Genomic DNA, 14,440 nt, shown 5'->3' with positions numbered 1-14,440 from the left:
CGCGTATAAGAGATCTTAATACAACCATGGTGACGCTTTAGCGCCGAGTCATGCGGAAGATATTAAGTTCAACAAGCCCGCCTTAGTGCGGGTTTTTTATTTTTTTGCTCACGAGAGGTTTGTTACGAAAAACTTTAGGATGGGCTGGTAGCGTCCAGACAATATAAAAAATGACGTTGTCAAGGATGCTCAAGTAAAAGGATATAAGTTATGTTTAAAAATACTGTGTTAAAAATGGGCCGCGTGAAATGGTTTAATCAGGCCGAAGGCTATGGTTTTATTTCACCGGTAGATGGCAGCGACGAAATCTATGTCAATCGCAACGCTATCGCCAACACCAAAAATAAGTCGTTGAACGAAGGTCAGAACGTTGAGTTCTCGATCTATCGCAGCTCGCATGGGCTGTCCGCGGCAGACGTTATCGCGTTCTGATCGCACCCTCCTTCCTCGCCAGTGCCGGTGTCGCCACCCGCAAGCACTGGCGAAGATAAATCCCTCGATATCCACTATTATCAGGCCACTGCCTACTTGCCACGGATATCAGGATGACCACCCCGATAATTTCCCTTACCGCCGCTCGCGCGCTGCACCTTGCCGCCCAGGGGCTGCTTTCTCCGCTTAAACGCCAGGCTAAGCCCGATGACGTCGTGAGCGCGATCCAGCGCATGGGGCTGTTACAAATCGATACCATTAGCGTCGTCGCCCGCAGCCCGTATCTGGTGCTGTTCAGCCGTTTGGGCGTCTATCAGTCGGAGTGGCTGGAGCAGGCGCTTGCCGGCCGCAAACTGTTCGAATATTGGGCGCACGAAGCCTGTTTCCTGCCGATTGAGGATTTTGGTTTGCTGCGGCATCGCATGCTGGCGCCTCATGATATGGGCTGGAAATATTCCGCCGACTGGGTGCAGCAGCACCAGGCGGCGATGGACAGCCTGCTGCGGCACATCGAACAACAGGGGCCGGTGCGCTCCGCCGATTTCAGCGCCGAGAAAAAGGGCAACAGCGGATGGTGGGACTGGAAACCGGAGAAACGACACCTGGAGATCCTGTTTACCGCCGGTAAGCTGATGGTGGCCGAACGCCGCAACTTCCACCGGGTTTACGATCTGACCGAAAGGTTGCTGCCGGCCTGGGACGATGCGCGTCATACGCTGCCTGCGGAGCAGGCGCGCAGGCAGATGCTGCGCCGCACCTGCCGCTATCTGGGTATCTTTCGCGCTGAATGGTTGGCAGATTACTATCGGCTGAAACGCGTGGCGCCAAAAGCCTTGCTGGCAGAGCTGCAGGAGCAGGGGAAGATTACGCCCGTACAGGTAGAAGGGCTGGAAGGGCCGCTCTATGTGCATGAATCTCTGGCGGAACTGCTGCCGCTGGCGGAACAGGGCAAACTCAAATCGACGGTCACCAGCCTGTTGTCCCCCTTTGATCCGGTGGTTTGGGATCGGCGGCGGGCGCTGGAGTTGTTCAACTTTGACTATCGGCTGGAGTGTTATACGCCGAAAGAAAAACGTCGCTATGGGTACTTCACCCTGCCGGTGCTGCACCGCGGTGAGCTGGTGGGGCGCATTGACGCCAAGGCGCACCGTCGCCAGGGGGTGTTCGAGATCATCAGTTTCCATGCGGAGCCGCAGGTGCGCTTCGGCAAACAGCGGGCGCAGGATATCCGGCAGGCCATCGCGCGTACGGCCAAATGGCACGGTGCGCAACGCGTCGCGCTGGGCGACATTCCGGCGGCGTTGGCCGCTGAATGGGGGACCGGCTGGGAAGTGGAATAACGAACGACGCCGTCGGTGGGTAAAACGAAGTTCAGCGCCGCTCGTTACAAAGGGGCTCAGTGGCTGAAGTTAGCGAACAGAGCGATGATTTTATGCAGACGTTTGATCACGTATCACGGCCTTTTTGTGATTTGTATCACAAAATTCTACGCTGGGATGCGCCCCAGTTCAAGCGGTTGCCCCCGCGCGATGAGGAAATATCGGTGGGTTGGCGCCACCGGTGATTAACCTGAGGCCGGGCGTTATGCTATCCTCACAGCCTTTCCCAGATGACCTATCCCCTTACGGAGGATGCATGGACCACCGTTTACTCGAAATCGTTGCCTGCCCGGTATGCAACGGCAAACTCTATTTCAATAAAGAAAACCAGGAACTGGTGTGCAAAGCGGACGGGTTGGCTTACCCGCTGCGCGATGGCATTCCGGTGCTGTTGGAAAATGAAGCGCGTGCGCTGTCGCTGGATGAGAAACACGCATGAGTTTTATCGCTATTATTCCCGCCCGCTACGCCTCGACCCGTTTGCCGGGTAAACCGCTGGCCGATATTCACGGCAAGCCGATGGTGGTACACGTCATGGAGCGCGCCCGCGAGTCCGGCGCCAGCCGCGTCATCGTGGCGACCGATCACCCTGAAGTCGCCAAAGCGGTGGAAGCCGCCGGTGGCGAAGTGTGCATGACCAGCCCGGATCACCATTCCGGCACCGAGCGGCTGGCGGAAGTGATCGCACACTACGGCTTTGCCGACGACCAGATCATCGTTAACGTGCAGGGCGACGAACCGCTGATCCCACCGGTGATCGTGCGTCAGGTGGCGGAGAACCTGGCGGGCAGCCAGGCCGGTATGGCGACGCTGGCGGTGCCGATCGAGAGCGCCGAAGAGGCTTTCAACCCCAACGCGGTGAAGGTCGTGATGGACGCGCAGGGCTACGCGCTCTATTTTTCACGCGCCACCATTCCGTGGGATCGTGAGCGTTTCGCCGCGTCGAAAGAGAGCATCGGCGACAGCCTGCTGCGTCATATCGGCATCTACGCGTACCGCGCCGGCTTCGTGCGTCGCTACGTCAGCTGGGCGCCGAGCCAGCTGGAACAGATCGAGCTGTTGGAACAGCTGCGCGTGCTGTGGTACGGTGAAAAAATCCACGTGGCGGTCGCGAAAGCGATCCCGAGCGTGGGGGTCGATACGCCGGAAGATCTCCAGCGCGTGCGCGACAGCATCCAACCCTGAGCCTGAGTTCGTCGGCGCGCCGCGCAACGCGCCGACGATGCAACACCCCCCATGATTGTTCCCCGTTTTGTTGATCTGCGTTGAAGAATTTTTCTGCTCACCGTTCGATGATGTTACATCCCCCCTTATTAGCCTGAGGTGAATGCCTTATGGAGCAGTTACGCGCCGAACTGAGCATTGTGCTGGGTGAGTCCATCAGCCGGCTGGAGCGGGTGAGCGAGCAGCCTTATGCGCATATGTATTCGCTGTACGATCGGCAGGGCAACGCGATCCCGCTGATGGCGAAAAGCTTTATCTGTCAAGGCATCGCCCAGCAGGAGGCTTACAAGCTGTCGATGCTGGCGCGCGACGGGGATATTCGGCTGCCCACGGTGTACGGCGTGGTATGTACTCAACAGACGCCGTATAAGGAAATCCTGCTGATCGAGCGCCTGCGCGGCGTGTCGGCTGAAGCGCCGACGCGCTCGCCGGATCGCTGGAACATGCTGATGGAACAGATCGTTGACGGAATATTGGCCTGGCATCGCATCGACAGCCACGGCAGCGTCGGCAGCGTTGACAGCACGCAGGAGAACGACTGGTTTTGCTGGTATCAACAGCGGGTCGAAGTGCTGTGGGCGACGGTAGTCAATCTCACCACCCCGCAGCTGACCATGGCGGATCGGCGTTTGCTGTACCGCACGCGCGAAGCGCTGACCCATTTCTTCGTCGGCTTCGACGATCCCTGTGTTCTGGTGCACGGTAACCTGTCGCTGCGCAGCATGCTGAAGGATCCCAAAAGCGATCAGCTGCTGGCGATGCTCAATCCCGGCGTGGTGCTGTGGGCGCCGCGCGAATACGATCTTTTTCGCCTGTGCGAGGCGGGCATGCCCAGCCAACTGCTGTTCCGCTATCTGCAGCGCGCGCCGGTCGCCGACGCTTTCCTGGCGCGGCGCTGGCTGTATGTGGTGTGGGAAGCGGTAGGGCGCTTGGTTCATACCGGCAAGCTGGAGCGGCGGCCGTTCGACTATGCGTCGCAACAGCTGCTGCCCTGGCTGGCCGGTTGAACGGGCCTTACTCGGCGCCGGCGCGATCCGCGCCTTTCAGCCACTGCCACAGGCTGCCCAGCGTTTCATACCAGGCACGTTCGGTATGGCCGAGGAACATCGAGGACGGTGTGGCGCGATCCCAGATATTCAGCGGCGAGTCGATCGCCAACTGGTTGGCCGGCGCCGGGATCGGGTGCAGGCCTTTCGCCTCGAAGAAGCGCATGGCGCGCGGCAGATGGTTGGCGGAGGTCACCAGAATGAACGGTTGCTCGCCGACCAACTTGGCGACCTGAGCGGCTTCTTCCTCGGTATCGCGCGGTTCCCTCAGGATCACCATATCGCTGCGCGGCACGCCCAGGCTTTCGGCCACCAGCGCCGCCGTGGCGGCGTTGCTTTGCATGCTGCCGGCGGATGCGCCGGTAAACACCATTCTGGCGCCGGGATGCGCAAGGTAAAGCCGCACGCCTTCCGTCACGCGCGGCAGGCTGTTGCCGAGCAAATTCGAGCTGGGTGCCCAATCGGGATTGTAGGTATAGCCCCCGCCCAACACCACGATGTAACTGACCGGATCGTTGCCGCGATAAGTCTGGTATTGGGCTTCGATCGGCCCCAGCAGCCGGTCGGCCACCGGCTGCAGGCTGAAAAGCAGTAAAAACAGCCAGCTCAGCGTAAAAATCGTCTTACCGCTTTTTTGCCAGCGGGTGAACCACAGCAGCAGCAGCGCCAGCCCCATCAGCAGCATCAACAGCGGCAGCGGCATCAGCATGGCGCCAAAGAACTTTTTCAGGTTGAACAGCATCGAAAATCAGATCCTTTTGGGTGAAAAAGCGGCATCCAGGCATAAACAGGCCGCAAGAAGATACATTCTAAGCCAGTCTGTGCCAAAATAGCAGGTTTGAATCGGCGTGCGCTTTGCCGCCGACAAGAATGAGATCAGCGGAGCCGTTGTCCATGCAGGATCGCAATTTTGACGATATTGCTGAAAAATTTGCGCGTAATATTTACGGCACCACGAAAGGAAAAATCCGCCAGGCGGTGGTTTGGCAGGATCTGACCGGGTTGCTGGCGCAGTTGCCGCAGCGGCCGCTGCGCATCCTCGACGCCGGGGGCGGTGAAGGCCATATGGCCTGCCAGCTGGCAGAATTAGGACATCAGGTGTTGTTGTGCGATCTTTCTGGTGAGATGATCCAGCGCGCCGCGCAGCTGGCGGAACAGAAAGGTGTGAGCCAGAACATGCAATTCGTACAAAGTTCTGCGCAGGATATCGCTCAACATTTGGAACAGCCGGTTGATCTGATATTGTTTCATGCAGTGCTTGAATGGATCGCCGAGCCCGAAGCGGCGCTGCAGGCGTTGTATGACTGCCTGACGCCGGGCGGCGCGCTGTCGCTGATGTTCTTCAACGCCAACGGCCTCTTGATGCGCAACGTGGTGTTGGGTAATTTCCAACTGGTGGATCCCGAGGTCAGGCGGCGCCGCAAGCGTTCGCTGTCGCCGCAATATCCGCACGATCCGCTATTGGTCTACGGTTGGCTGGAACAGCTGGGCATGCGTATCGGTGGTAAAACCGGCGTGCGGGTGTTCCACGACTATCTGCAGAGCAGACAGCTGCAAACACAAAAATTTGAAGAGTTACTGGCGCTTGAACAGCACTATTGCCGGCAGGAGCCGTACGTGAGTTTGGGGCGCTATATTCACGTCATGGCGCATAAACCAAACCTGAAGGACGAACTATGAGTGAATTTTCCCAGACAGTACCCGAACTGGTCGCCTGGGCACGGAAAAATGATTTCTCTATTTCGCTCCCTACGGAGCGTCTCGCATTTCTGCTCGCCATCGCCACCCTGAACGGCGAACGGCTGGACGGCGAGATGAGCGAAGGTGAGCTGGTTGATGCATTTCGCCATGTCAGCAAGGGTTTTGAACAGACGCATGAAACGGTGGCGATGCGCGCCAACAATGCGATCAACGACATGGTGCGCCAGCGCCTGTTGAACCGCTTTACCAGCGAACTGGCGGACGGCAATGCGATTTACCGCCTCACGCCGCTGGGTATCGGCATTACCGATTACTATATTCGCCAACGCGAATTCTCCACGCTGCGTCTGTCGATGCAGCTGTCGATCGTGGCGCAGGAACTCAAGCGCGCCGCCGACGCCGCCGACGAGGGCGGCGACGATTTCCATTGGCACCGCAACGTGTTCGCGCCGTTGAAATATTCGGTGGCGGAAATCTTCGACAGCATAGACATGACCCAACGCGTGATGGACGAGCAGCAGCAGAGCGTGAAAAACGACATCGCGGCGCTGCTGAGTAAAGACTGGCGGGCGGCGATCTCCAGCTGCGAGATGCTGCTGTCGGAAACCTCGGGCACCCTGCGCGAGCTGCAAGATACGTTGGATGCGGCGGGCGATAAGCTGCAGGCCAGCCTGCTGCGCATCCAGGACGCGACCCTCGGCAACGTGGAGCTGGGCTTCGTCGACAAGCTGGTGTTCGATCTGCAGAGCAAGCTGGATCGCATCATCAGCTGGGGCCAGCAGGCGATCGACCTGTGGATCGGCTACGATCGCCACGTACATAAATTTATCCGTACCGCTATCGATATGGATAAAAACCGCGTGTTCGCCCAACGCTTGCGCCAGTCGGTGCAAACCTATTTCGACCACCCGTGGGCGCTGACCCATGCCAATGCCGATCGTCTGCTGGACATGCGCGACGAAGAACTGGCACTGCGCAGTGAGGAAGTGACCGGGGAACTGCCGCCGGATCTGGAGTTCGAAGAGTTCAGCGAAATTCGCGAACAGCTGGCGGCGATGATCGAAGAGGCGCTGAAGGTGTATCAGGAACAGCAGATGCCGCTCAACCTTGCAGCGGTGATGCGCGATTATCTGGCGCAATATCCGCGTGCGCGTCATTTCGACGTGGCACGCTTAGTGGTCGACCAGGCAGTGCGCCTCGGTGTGGCTGAAGCAGATTTCTCAGGGTTGCCGGCGGAATGGCAGGCAATCAATGATTACGGAGCCAAGGTCCAGGCCCATGTCATCGACAAATATTGAACAAGTAATGCCAGTCAAGCTGGCCAAGGCACTGTCCAACTCGCTGTTCCCGGCGCTGGACAGCCAACTGCGCGCGGGTCGTCACATCGGTATCGATGAGCTGGACAACCACGCCTTTTTAATGGATTTCCAGGATGAGCTGGAAGAATTTTACACCCGTTACAGCGTCGAGCTGATTCGGGCGCCGGAAGGTTTCTTCTATTTGCGCCCGCGCTCCACCACGCTGATCCCGCGTTCGGTGCTGTCCGAGCTGGATATGATGGTCGGTAAAATCTTGTGCTACCTGTATCTCAGCCCCGAGCGCCTGGCGCATGAGGGTATTTTCAGCCATCAGGAGCTGTACGACGAGCTGTTGAGCCTGGCCGATGAGAACAAGCTGCTGAAGTTCGTCAACCAGCGCTCCACCGGCTCGGATCTCGATCGGCAGAAGCTGCACGAAAAGGTGCGCACCTCGCTGAACCGCCTGCGCCGCCTCGGCATGGTCTACTTCATGGGCAATGACAGCAGCAAGTTCCGCATTACCGAGGCGGTGTTCCGCTTCGGCGCCGACGTGCGCAGCGGCGACGATCCGCGTGAAGCGCAGCTGCGCATGATTCGCGACGGCGAGGCGATGCCGGTTGAAACCAGCCTGTCGCTGAACGATGAGAATGAGGCTGAGGATCAGCAGGTTGATAACGCTCCTGACGGTGCAGAGGATGAACAGGAATGATTGAACGCGGTAAATTTCGCTCGCTGACGCTGGTTAACTGGAACGGCTTCTTCGCCCGCACCTTTGATCTGGATGAGCTGGTGACCACGCTGTCCGGCGGTAACGGGGCAGGGAAATCCACCACCATGGCGGCCTTCGTCACCGCACTGATCCCCGATCTGACGCTGCTGCACTTCCGTAACACCACCGAAGCGGGCGCCACCAGCGGCTCGCGCGATAAAGGCCTGCACGGCAAGCTGCGTGCCGGCGTGTGTTACTCGACTCTCGACGTCGTCAACTCGCGCCACCAGCGCGTGGTGGTGGGCGTGCGCCTGCAGCAGGTGGCGGGGCGCGATCGCAAGGTCGACATCAAACCGTTCACCATCCAGGGCCTGCCGACCGCGGTTCAGCCGACCGAGTTGCTGACCCAGACGGTGGGTGAGCGCCAGGCGCGCGTGCTGTCGCTGCAGGAGCTGAAGGATCGCGTGGAAGAGATGGAGGGGGTGCAGTTCAAGCAGTTCAACTCCATCACCGATTACCACTCGCTGATGTTCGATCTGGGCGTGATCCCGAAACGTCTGCGTTCGTCCGCCGATCGCAGCAAGTTCTACCGTCTGATTGAAGCGTCGCTGTACGGCGGTATTTCCAGCGCCATCACCCGCTCGCTGCGCGATTACCTGCTGCCGGAAAACAGCGGCGTGCGCAAGGCGTTCCAGGACATGGAAGCGGCGCTGCGCGAAAACCGCATGACGCTGGAGGCGATTCGCGTCACCCAGTCGGACCGCGATCTGTTCAAACATCTGATTTCCGAGGCCACTTCCTATGTGGCGGCGGACTATATGCGCCACGCCAACGAACGCCGCATCCATCTGGACGGCGCGCTGGCGCTTCGCAGCGATCTGTTGGGCAGCCGCAAGCAGCTGGCCGCCGAACAGTATCGCCATGTGGAAATGGCGCGTGAGCTGAGCGAACAGAGCGGTGCCGAATCCGACCTGGAAACCGATTACCAGGCCGCCAGCGATCACCTGAATCTGGTGCAGACGGCGATGCGTCAGCAGGAGAAGATCGAACGCTATGAAGCCGATCTGGAAGAGCTGACCTACCGTCTGGAAGAGCAGAACGAAGTGGTGGCCGAGGCGAGCGAGCAGCAGGCCGAAAACGAAGCGCGCGCCGAAGCGGCCGAGCTGGAAGTGGATGAGCTGAAGAGCCAGCTGGCCGACTACCAGCAGGCGCTCGACGTGCAGCAGACCCGCGCCATTCAGTACCAGCAGGCGCTGCAGGCGTTGGAACGCGCACGCGCCCTGTGCCAACTGCCGGATCTGACCGCCGATAACGCCGAACAGTGGCTAGACACCTTCCAGGCCCGCGAACAGGAAGCGACCGAAGCGTTGCTGATGCTGGAACAGAAGCTGAGCGTGGCCGACGCCGCGCACGGCCAGTTCGAACAGGCCTATCAGCTGGTGGGGAAAATCGCCGGCCAGGTCAGCCGCAGCGAAGCCTGGCAGTGCGCGCGCGAATTGCTGCGCGACTGGCCTTCGCAGCAGCACCTCGCCGAGCGCGTTCAGCCGCTGCGCCTGCGCCTGAGCGAACTGGAACAGCGCCTGCGCTCGCAGCAGGACGCCGAGCGTCTGCTGCAAGAGTTTTGCAAACGCCATGGCCAAGAGTACCAGCCTGACGATCTCGATATGCTGCAGCAGGAGCTGGAAGAGCGCCTGGAAGCGCTGTCGCAGAACGTCAGCGAAGCCGGCGAACGCCGCATGGAGATGCGCCAGGAGCTGGAGCAGATCCAGCAGCGCATCCGTGAGCTGACGGCGCGCGCGCCGGTGTGGCTGGCGGCTCAGGACGCCCTGGGCCAGCTCAGCGATCAGAGCGGAGAGCCGCTGGAAAACAGCCAGCAGGTGACCGAATACATGCAGCAGTTGCTGGAGCGCGAGCGTGAAACCACCGTCGAGCGCGACGAAGTGGCGGCCCGCAAACGTGAAGTGGAAGCGCAGATCGAACGTCTCAGCCAGCCGGGCGGCGCGGAAGATCAGCGCCTGGTCACGCTGGCCGAACGTTTCGGCGGCGTGCTGCTGTCGGAAATTTACGATGACGTCACCATCGACGACGCGCCTTACTTCTCGGCGCTGTACGGCCCTTCGCGCCACGCTATCGTGGTGCCGGATCTGTCGCTGGTGCGTGAGATGCTTGAAGGGCTGGAAGATTGCCCGGAAGATCTTTACCTGATCGAAGGGGATCCGCAGTCGTTCGATGACAGCGTGTTCGCCGTTGAAGAGCAGGACAAAGCGGTGGTGGTGAAAATCGCCGATCGCCAGTGGCGTTACTCCCGTTATCCGGAAGTGCCGTTGTTCGGCCGCGCGGCGCGCGAGAACCGTCTGGAAGTGCTGCATGCCGAGCGTGAAACGCTGGCGGAGCGCTACGCCACGCTGTCGTTCGACGTGCAGAAAACCCAGCGCTCGCACCAGGCTTTCAGCCGCTTTATTGGTACCCATCTGGCGGTGGCGTTCGACGCCGACCCGGAAGCGGAGATCCGCGGCCTGAACGCCCGTCGTGGCGAGATCGAACGTGCGCTGAACAATCACGAAGCGCAGAACCAGCAGCAGCGTCAGCAGTACGAACAGGCCAAAGAGGGCATTTCCGCACTCAACCGCCTGATGCCGCTGGTGTCGTTGCTGAACGATGAAACGCTGCAGGACCGCGTCGACGAGATCCGCGAAGAGCTGGAAGAAGCGCAGGACGCCGCGCGTCATATCCAACAGCACGGCATGTCGCTGACCAAGCTGGAACCGCTGCTGTCGGTGCTGCAGAGCGATCCGCAGCAGCATGAACAGCTGCAGCAGGATTACGCGCAGGCGCAAAGCGTGCAGCGTCAGGCTAAACAGCAGGCGTTCGCGCTCACTGAAGTGGTGCAGCGTCGTGCGCACTTCAGCTACACCGATTCTGCCGGCATGCAGAATGCCAACAACGATCTGAACGATAAGCTGCGCCAGCGTCTGGAGCAGGCGGAAGCCGAACGCGCCCGCGCCCGTGAGCAACTGCGTCAGTATCAAACCCAGTTCACCCAGTACAGCCAGGTGCTGGCCTCGCTGAAAAGCTCGTACGACGCCAAGCGCGACATGCTGAAAGAGCTGAGCCAAGAGCTGGTGGACATCGGCGTGCAGGCCGACGCCAATGCCGAAGCGCGCGCCCGTGCGCGTCGCGACGAACTGCATGCGGCGCTGAGCAACAACCGCGCTCGCCGCAACCAGCTGGAGAAGCAGCTGACCTTCTGCGAAGCCGAAATGGACGGCTTGCAGAAGAAACTGCGCAAGCTGGAACGCGATTATCATCAGCTGCGTGAGCAGGTGGTGACCGCCAAGGCGGGCTGGTGCGCGGTGATGCGCCTGGTGAAAGACAACGGCGTGGAACGCCGCCTGCACCGCCGCGAGCTGGCGTATATGGATGGCGACGAGCTGCGCTCGATGTCGGATAAGGCGCTCGGTGCGCTGCGTCTGGCCGTGGCGGATAACGAACACCTGCGCGATGTGCTGCGCCTGTCGGAAGATCCGAAGCGGCCGGAGCGTAAGATTCAGTTCTATATCGCGGTGTACCAGCACCTGCGCGAGCGCATCCGTCAGGACATCATCCGCACCGACGATCCGGTCGAGGCCATCGAACAGATGGAAATTGAGCTGGGCCGTCTGACCGAAGAGCTGACCGCGCGCGAGCAGAAGCTGGCGATCAGTTCGAAAAGCGTGGCCAACATCATTCGCAAAACCATTCAGCGCGAACAGAACCGCATTCGCATGCTGAACCAGGGTCTGCAGGCCGTTTCCTTCGGCCAGGTGAAGAGCGTGCGCCTGAACGTCAATGTGCGCGAAGCGCATGCCACCCTGCTGGATGTGCTCTCCGAGCAGCAGGAACAGCATCAGGATCTGTTCAACAGCAACCGTCTGACCTTCTCCGAAGCGTTGGCCAAGCTGTATCAGCGCCTGAATCCGCAGATCGACATGGGGCAGCGCACGCCACAGACCATCGGCGAGGAGTTGCTGGACTACCGCAACTACCTGGAGATGGAAGTGGAGGTATACCGTGGCTCCGACGGCTGGCTGCGTGCGGAAAGCGGCGCGTTGTCTACCGGTGAAGCCATCGGTACCGGGATGTCAATCCTGGTGATGGTGGTGCAGAGCTGGGAAGAAGAATCCCGCCGCCTGCGCGGTAAAGACATCTCGCCGTGTCGCCTGCTGTTCCTCGATGAAGCGGCGCGTCTGGATGCCAAGTCGATCGCTACGCTGTTCGAACTGTGCGACCGTCTGGAGATGCAGCTGATCATCGCGGCGCCGGAAAACATCAGTCCGGAGAAGGGCACCACCTATAAACTGGTGCGTAAAGTGTTCCAGAACCACGAGCATGTGCACGTGGTGGGGCTGCGCGGTTTCGCCGGCGAGCCGCCGGCGCTGGGTACTGCGCCGGTTGAAACGCCGTAACGCAGAAAAACGCCCTAAAAATCCGAAAATAGCCGCCGCAGGGTGGCTATTTTTTTGTGCGCGTGGATGATAGTCCTGCTTTTTTATCCGTTGAAAAGCGGTTAGTTTAATCACATAAACAGTTATTCGACGCCCGCAGGGCGAAACGGCCTTTCTGTTTGTATACTGAAACTATATGCAGTTTTTGACGTTTTTTTTGTGAGCATACAGGGGGCAAGGGATGTTGCTTAAAAAGGGAAACTCTCTACGACGTTTGGCGCTGAGTGGCGCTATCGCCTGTAGTCTTGTGTCGTCGTTTTCCGCATCGGCTACCGTTACGGCGTTGCCGGTGGCATCAGCAGGCATGTCCGTTGCGCAGAGCCGTTCTGAGCTGCTGGCCGCGTTGCCGCGCGGCATGGATTTGCACTACCTTTCCACGCTGGCACCGCTGTATGCGGCGAATCACATGCAGCCGATGTGGCAGGATCGCGAAGCCGTTCAGCAGTTTCAGCAGCAGCTGGCCGAACTGGCGATGTCCGGCGTGCAGCCGCAGTTTACCCAATGGGTGAAGATGTTGACCGATCCGGCGCTCAGTGAAGCGGGCCGCGATGCGGTGCTGTCCGATGCGATGCTGGGCTATTTGCAGTTCGTCTCTGCCATCGGTGCCAACGGCAACAACTGGCTGTACAGCAATATTCCCTACAAGCTTGGCTTGCCGCCCACCGCGGTGATCAACCAATGGCAGCTGGCGGTGCGCCAGGCGCGTACCCTGAGCTATGTGAATTCGCTCGCGCCGCAGCATCCGCAATACGCCAAGATGCATCAGGCGCTGCGCGACATGCTGGCGGACAATCGTCCGTGGCCACAGGTGGGCAGCGGCCCGAGCCTGCGCCCAGGCCAAATGAGCAACGATATCCCGGCGCTGCGTGAGATCCTGACGCGTACCGGCATGCTGGCCGCCTCGGCGCCGGAAGCGGAGCCGGAACCGGCGGTGGTTTCGGCGAAGAGCAATGAGCCCGACGACGGCGGGCTGACGGTAGACGAAGAGAAAAGCCGCGTGACGGTCAGCCCATCGGCGGCGCCGGTAACGGAGTTGACTGCGGAGCAGACGCCGCCGCAGATTGGCAGCGTGGTGAGCGACAATCTTTATACCAATGAGCTGGTGGAGGGCGTCAAGCGCTTCCAGAAATGGCAGGGGTTGACGGCGGACGGCGTGATCGGCGTGCGCACCCGTGAGTGGCTCAACGTGTCACCGAAAACCCGCGCCGCGCTGCTGGCGCTGAATATCCAACGCCTGCGAATTTTACCGGGGCATATCGGCACCGGCATTATGGTGAACATTCCCAACTACTCGCTGACCTACTACCAGAACGGCAATGAAGTGCTGTCTTCCCGCGTTATCGTCGGGCGGCCGAGCCGTAAGACGCCGCTGATGAGCAGCGCGTTGAACAACGTGGTGGTCAACCCGCCGTGGAACGTGCCGACCACGCTGGTGCGCGAGGACATTGTGCCGAAGGCGATGCGCGACGGTAATTACTTCCAGAAACACGGCTATACGGTGCTGTCGGGTTGGAGCAACGATGCGGAAGTGATCAACCCGGCGATGATCGACTGGAGCATGGTTTCTGCGCGCAATTTCCCGTATCGCGTCCGTCAGGCGCCGGGTGCCACCAACTCGCTGGGGCGCTTCAAGTTCAATATGCCGAGCTCGGACGCCATCTACCTGCACGATACCCCGAACCACAGCCTGTTCCAGAAAGATATCCGTGCGCTCAGCTCCGGCTGCGTGCGGGTGAACAAGGCTTCCGATTTGGCGAATATGCTGCTGCAGGACGCAGGCTGGAACAACAGCCGCGTGTCTTCCACGCTGAAAGAGGGGAATACCACTTATGTGAATATTCGCCAGCGTATTCCCGTAAAACTGTATTATCTGACCGCCTGGGTTTCGGATGACGGCCAACCGCAATTCCGTACAGATATTTACAATTATGATAATACGGTGCGATCGGGCGCACAAATTTTGGCTCAGGCCAAAAAATTAATGCAGTAAATGCAGTAATTATAAATAAATAACGGTCAGAATGTTTGGCTATACCGCAGGCCCTCGTCGCCGGGGGCCTGTAAACCTAGGCGTATCGCGGGTTGACTCAGCATACGCAGGCGGTTATGGTTCGGACAGTGCGCTGCTTTGTGCATTTATTTTGACATTCTTGCCGGGTTTAACAGA

The 14,440-nt window shown here is 59.7% G+C and carries 11 protein-coding genes; 10 read left to right on the top strand and 1 reads right to left on the bottom strand.

Going from position 1 to position 14,440, the window contains the following annotated elements:
- Positions 1 to 210: 210 nt before the first annotated feature.
- From AC4PR2_RS10935 to AC4PR2_RS10915, 5 genes are all read left to right on the top strand, one after another.
- Positions 211 to 432, top strand: a complete 222-nt coding sequence (locus tag AC4PR2_RS10935) for a cold-shock protein (protein WP_004928241.1) — start codon at positions 211 to 213, stop codon at positions 430 to 432.
- 113 nt (positions 433 to 545) lie between these two features.
- Entirely contained in the window at positions 546 to 1,772 is a 1,227-nt protein-coding gene (locus AC4PR2_RS10930; protein WP_197801748.1) for a winged helix-turn-helix domain-containing protein, read from the top strand.
- Positions 1,773 to 2,067: 295 nt separating this feature from the next.
- Complete coding sequence (locus AC4PR2_RS10925) at positions 2,068 to 2,250, top strand: Trm112 family protein (RefSeq protein WP_004928237.1); 183 nt, start codon at positions 2,068 to 2,070, stop codon at positions 2,248 to 2,250.
- The gene (gene kdsB, locus AC4PR2_RS10920; RefSeq protein ID WP_004928235.1) at positions 2,247 to 2,996 is read left to right on the top strand and encodes a 3-deoxy-manno-octulosonate cytidylyltransferase; all 750 of its coding nucleotides are present in this window, start codon (positions 2,247 to 2,249) and stop codon (positions 2,994 to 2,996) included. Before AC4PR2_RS10925 ends, kdsB begins: the two co-directional genes overlap by 4 nt.
- A gap of 149 nt (positions 2,997 to 3,145) precedes the next feature.
- Positions 3,146 to 4,042, top strand: a complete 897-nt coding sequence (locus AC4PR2_RS10915; RefSeq protein ID WP_060421759.1) for a YcbJ family phosphotransferase — start codon at positions 3,146 to 3,148, stop codon at positions 4,040 to 4,042.
- A gap of 7 nt (positions 4,043 to 4,049) precedes the next feature.
- On the opposite strand, the gene elyC is transcribed toward AC4PR2_RS10915, so the two are convergent.
- Entirely contained in the window at positions 4,050 to 4,823 is a 774-nt protein-coding gene (elyC, locus tag AC4PR2_RS10910) for an envelope biogenesis factor ElyC (protein WP_197801747.1), read from the bottom strand.
- A gap of 152 nt (positions 4,824 to 4,975) precedes the next feature.
- Here elyC and cmoM point away from each other — a divergent pair, with 152 nt between their 5' ends.
- The 5 genes from cmoM to ldtD all read left to right on the top strand — a co-directional run bounded on the left by cmoM (position 4,976) and on the right by ldtD (position 14,263).
- The gene (gene cmoM, locus AC4PR2_RS10905; RefSeq protein ID WP_015377334.1) at positions 4,976 to 5,761 is read left to right on the top strand and encodes a tRNA uridine 5-oxyacetic acid(34) methyltransferase CmoM; all 786 of its coding nucleotides are present in this window, start codon (positions 4,976 to 4,978) and stop codon (positions 5,759 to 5,761) included.
- On the top strand, positions 5,758 to 7,080 hold the full coding sequence (gene mukF, locus AC4PR2_RS10900; RefSeq protein ID WP_492175123.1) for a chromosome partition protein MukF: 1,323 nt from the start codon (positions 5,758 to 5,760) through the stop codon (positions 7,078 to 7,080). Before cmoM ends, mukF begins: the two co-directional genes overlap by 4 nt.
- Positions 7,061 to 7,789, top strand: a complete 729-nt coding sequence (mukE, locus tag AC4PR2_RS10895; protein WP_033637863.1) for a chromosome partition protein MukE — start codon at positions 7,061 to 7,063, stop codon at positions 7,787 to 7,789. The genes mukF and mukE overlap by 20 nt, the downstream gene beginning before the upstream one ends.
- The gene (gene mukB / locus AC4PR2_RS10890; protein ID WP_060421770.1) at positions 7,786 to 12,234 is read left to right on the top strand and encodes a chromosome partition protein MukB; all 4,449 of its coding nucleotides are present in this window, start codon (positions 7,786 to 7,788) and stop codon (positions 12,232 to 12,234) included. The genes mukE and mukB overlap by 4 nt, the downstream gene beginning before the upstream one ends.
- A gap of 220 nt (positions 12,235 to 12,454) precedes the next feature.
- Positions 12,455 to 14,263, top strand: coding sequence for a L,D-transpeptidase (ldtD, locus tag AC4PR2_RS10885; protein WP_337046485.1), 1,809 nt, complete (start codon positions 12,455 to 12,457; stop codon positions 14,261 to 14,263).
- The last annotated feature ends 177 nt before the right edge of the window (positions 14,264 to 14,440 follow it).

It is taken from the genome of Serratia sp. A07, from assembly GCF_058725505.1.
This window is presented reverse-complemented; position numbering and strand designations above follow the sequence as displayed.

Excerpts from the sequence above, each read along its gene's own strand:
- AC4PR2_RS10935 (WP_004928241.1), top strand. The coding sequence starts at position 211 with ATGTTTAAAAATACTGTGTTAAAAATGGGCCGCGTGAAATGGTTTAAT.
- AC4PR2_RS10930 (WP_197801748.1), top strand. The coding sequence starts at position 546 with ATGACCACCCCGATAATTTCCCTTACCGCCGCTCGCGCGCTGCACCTT.
- AC4PR2_RS10925 (WP_004928237.1), top strand. The coding sequence starts at position 2,068 with ATGGACCACCGTTTACTCGAAATCGTTGCCTGCCCGGTATGCAACGGC.
- kdsB (WP_004928235.1), top strand. The coding sequence starts at position 2,247 with ATGAGTTTTATCGCTATTATTCCCGCCCGCTACGCCTCGACCCGTTTG.
- AC4PR2_RS10915 (WP_060421759.1), top strand. The coding sequence starts at position 3,146 with ATGGAGCAGTTACGCGCCGAACTGAGCATTGTGCTGGGTGAGTCCATC.
- elyC (WP_197801747.1), bottom strand. The coding sequence starts at position 4,823 with ATGCTGTTCAACCTGAAAAAGTTCTTTGGCGCCATGCTGATGCCGCTG.
- cmoM (WP_015377334.1), top strand. The coding sequence starts at position 4,976 with ATGCAGGATCGCAATTTTGACGATATTGCTGAAAAATTTGCGCGTAAT.
- mukF (WP_492175123.1), top strand. The coding sequence starts at position 5,758 with ATGAGTGAATTTTCCCAGACAGTACCCGAACTGGTCGCCTGGGCACGG.
- mukE (WP_033637863.1), top strand. The coding sequence starts at position 7,061 with ATGTCATCGACAAATATTGAACAAGTAATGCCAGTCAAGCTGGCCAAG.
- mukB (WP_060421770.1), top strand. The coding sequence starts at position 7,786 with ATGATTGAACGCGGTAAATTTCGCTCGCTGACGCTGGTTAACTGGAAC.
- ldtD (WP_337046485.1), top strand. The coding sequence starts at position 12,455 with ATGTTGCTTAAAAAGGGAAACTCTCTACGACGTTTGGCGCTGAGTGGC.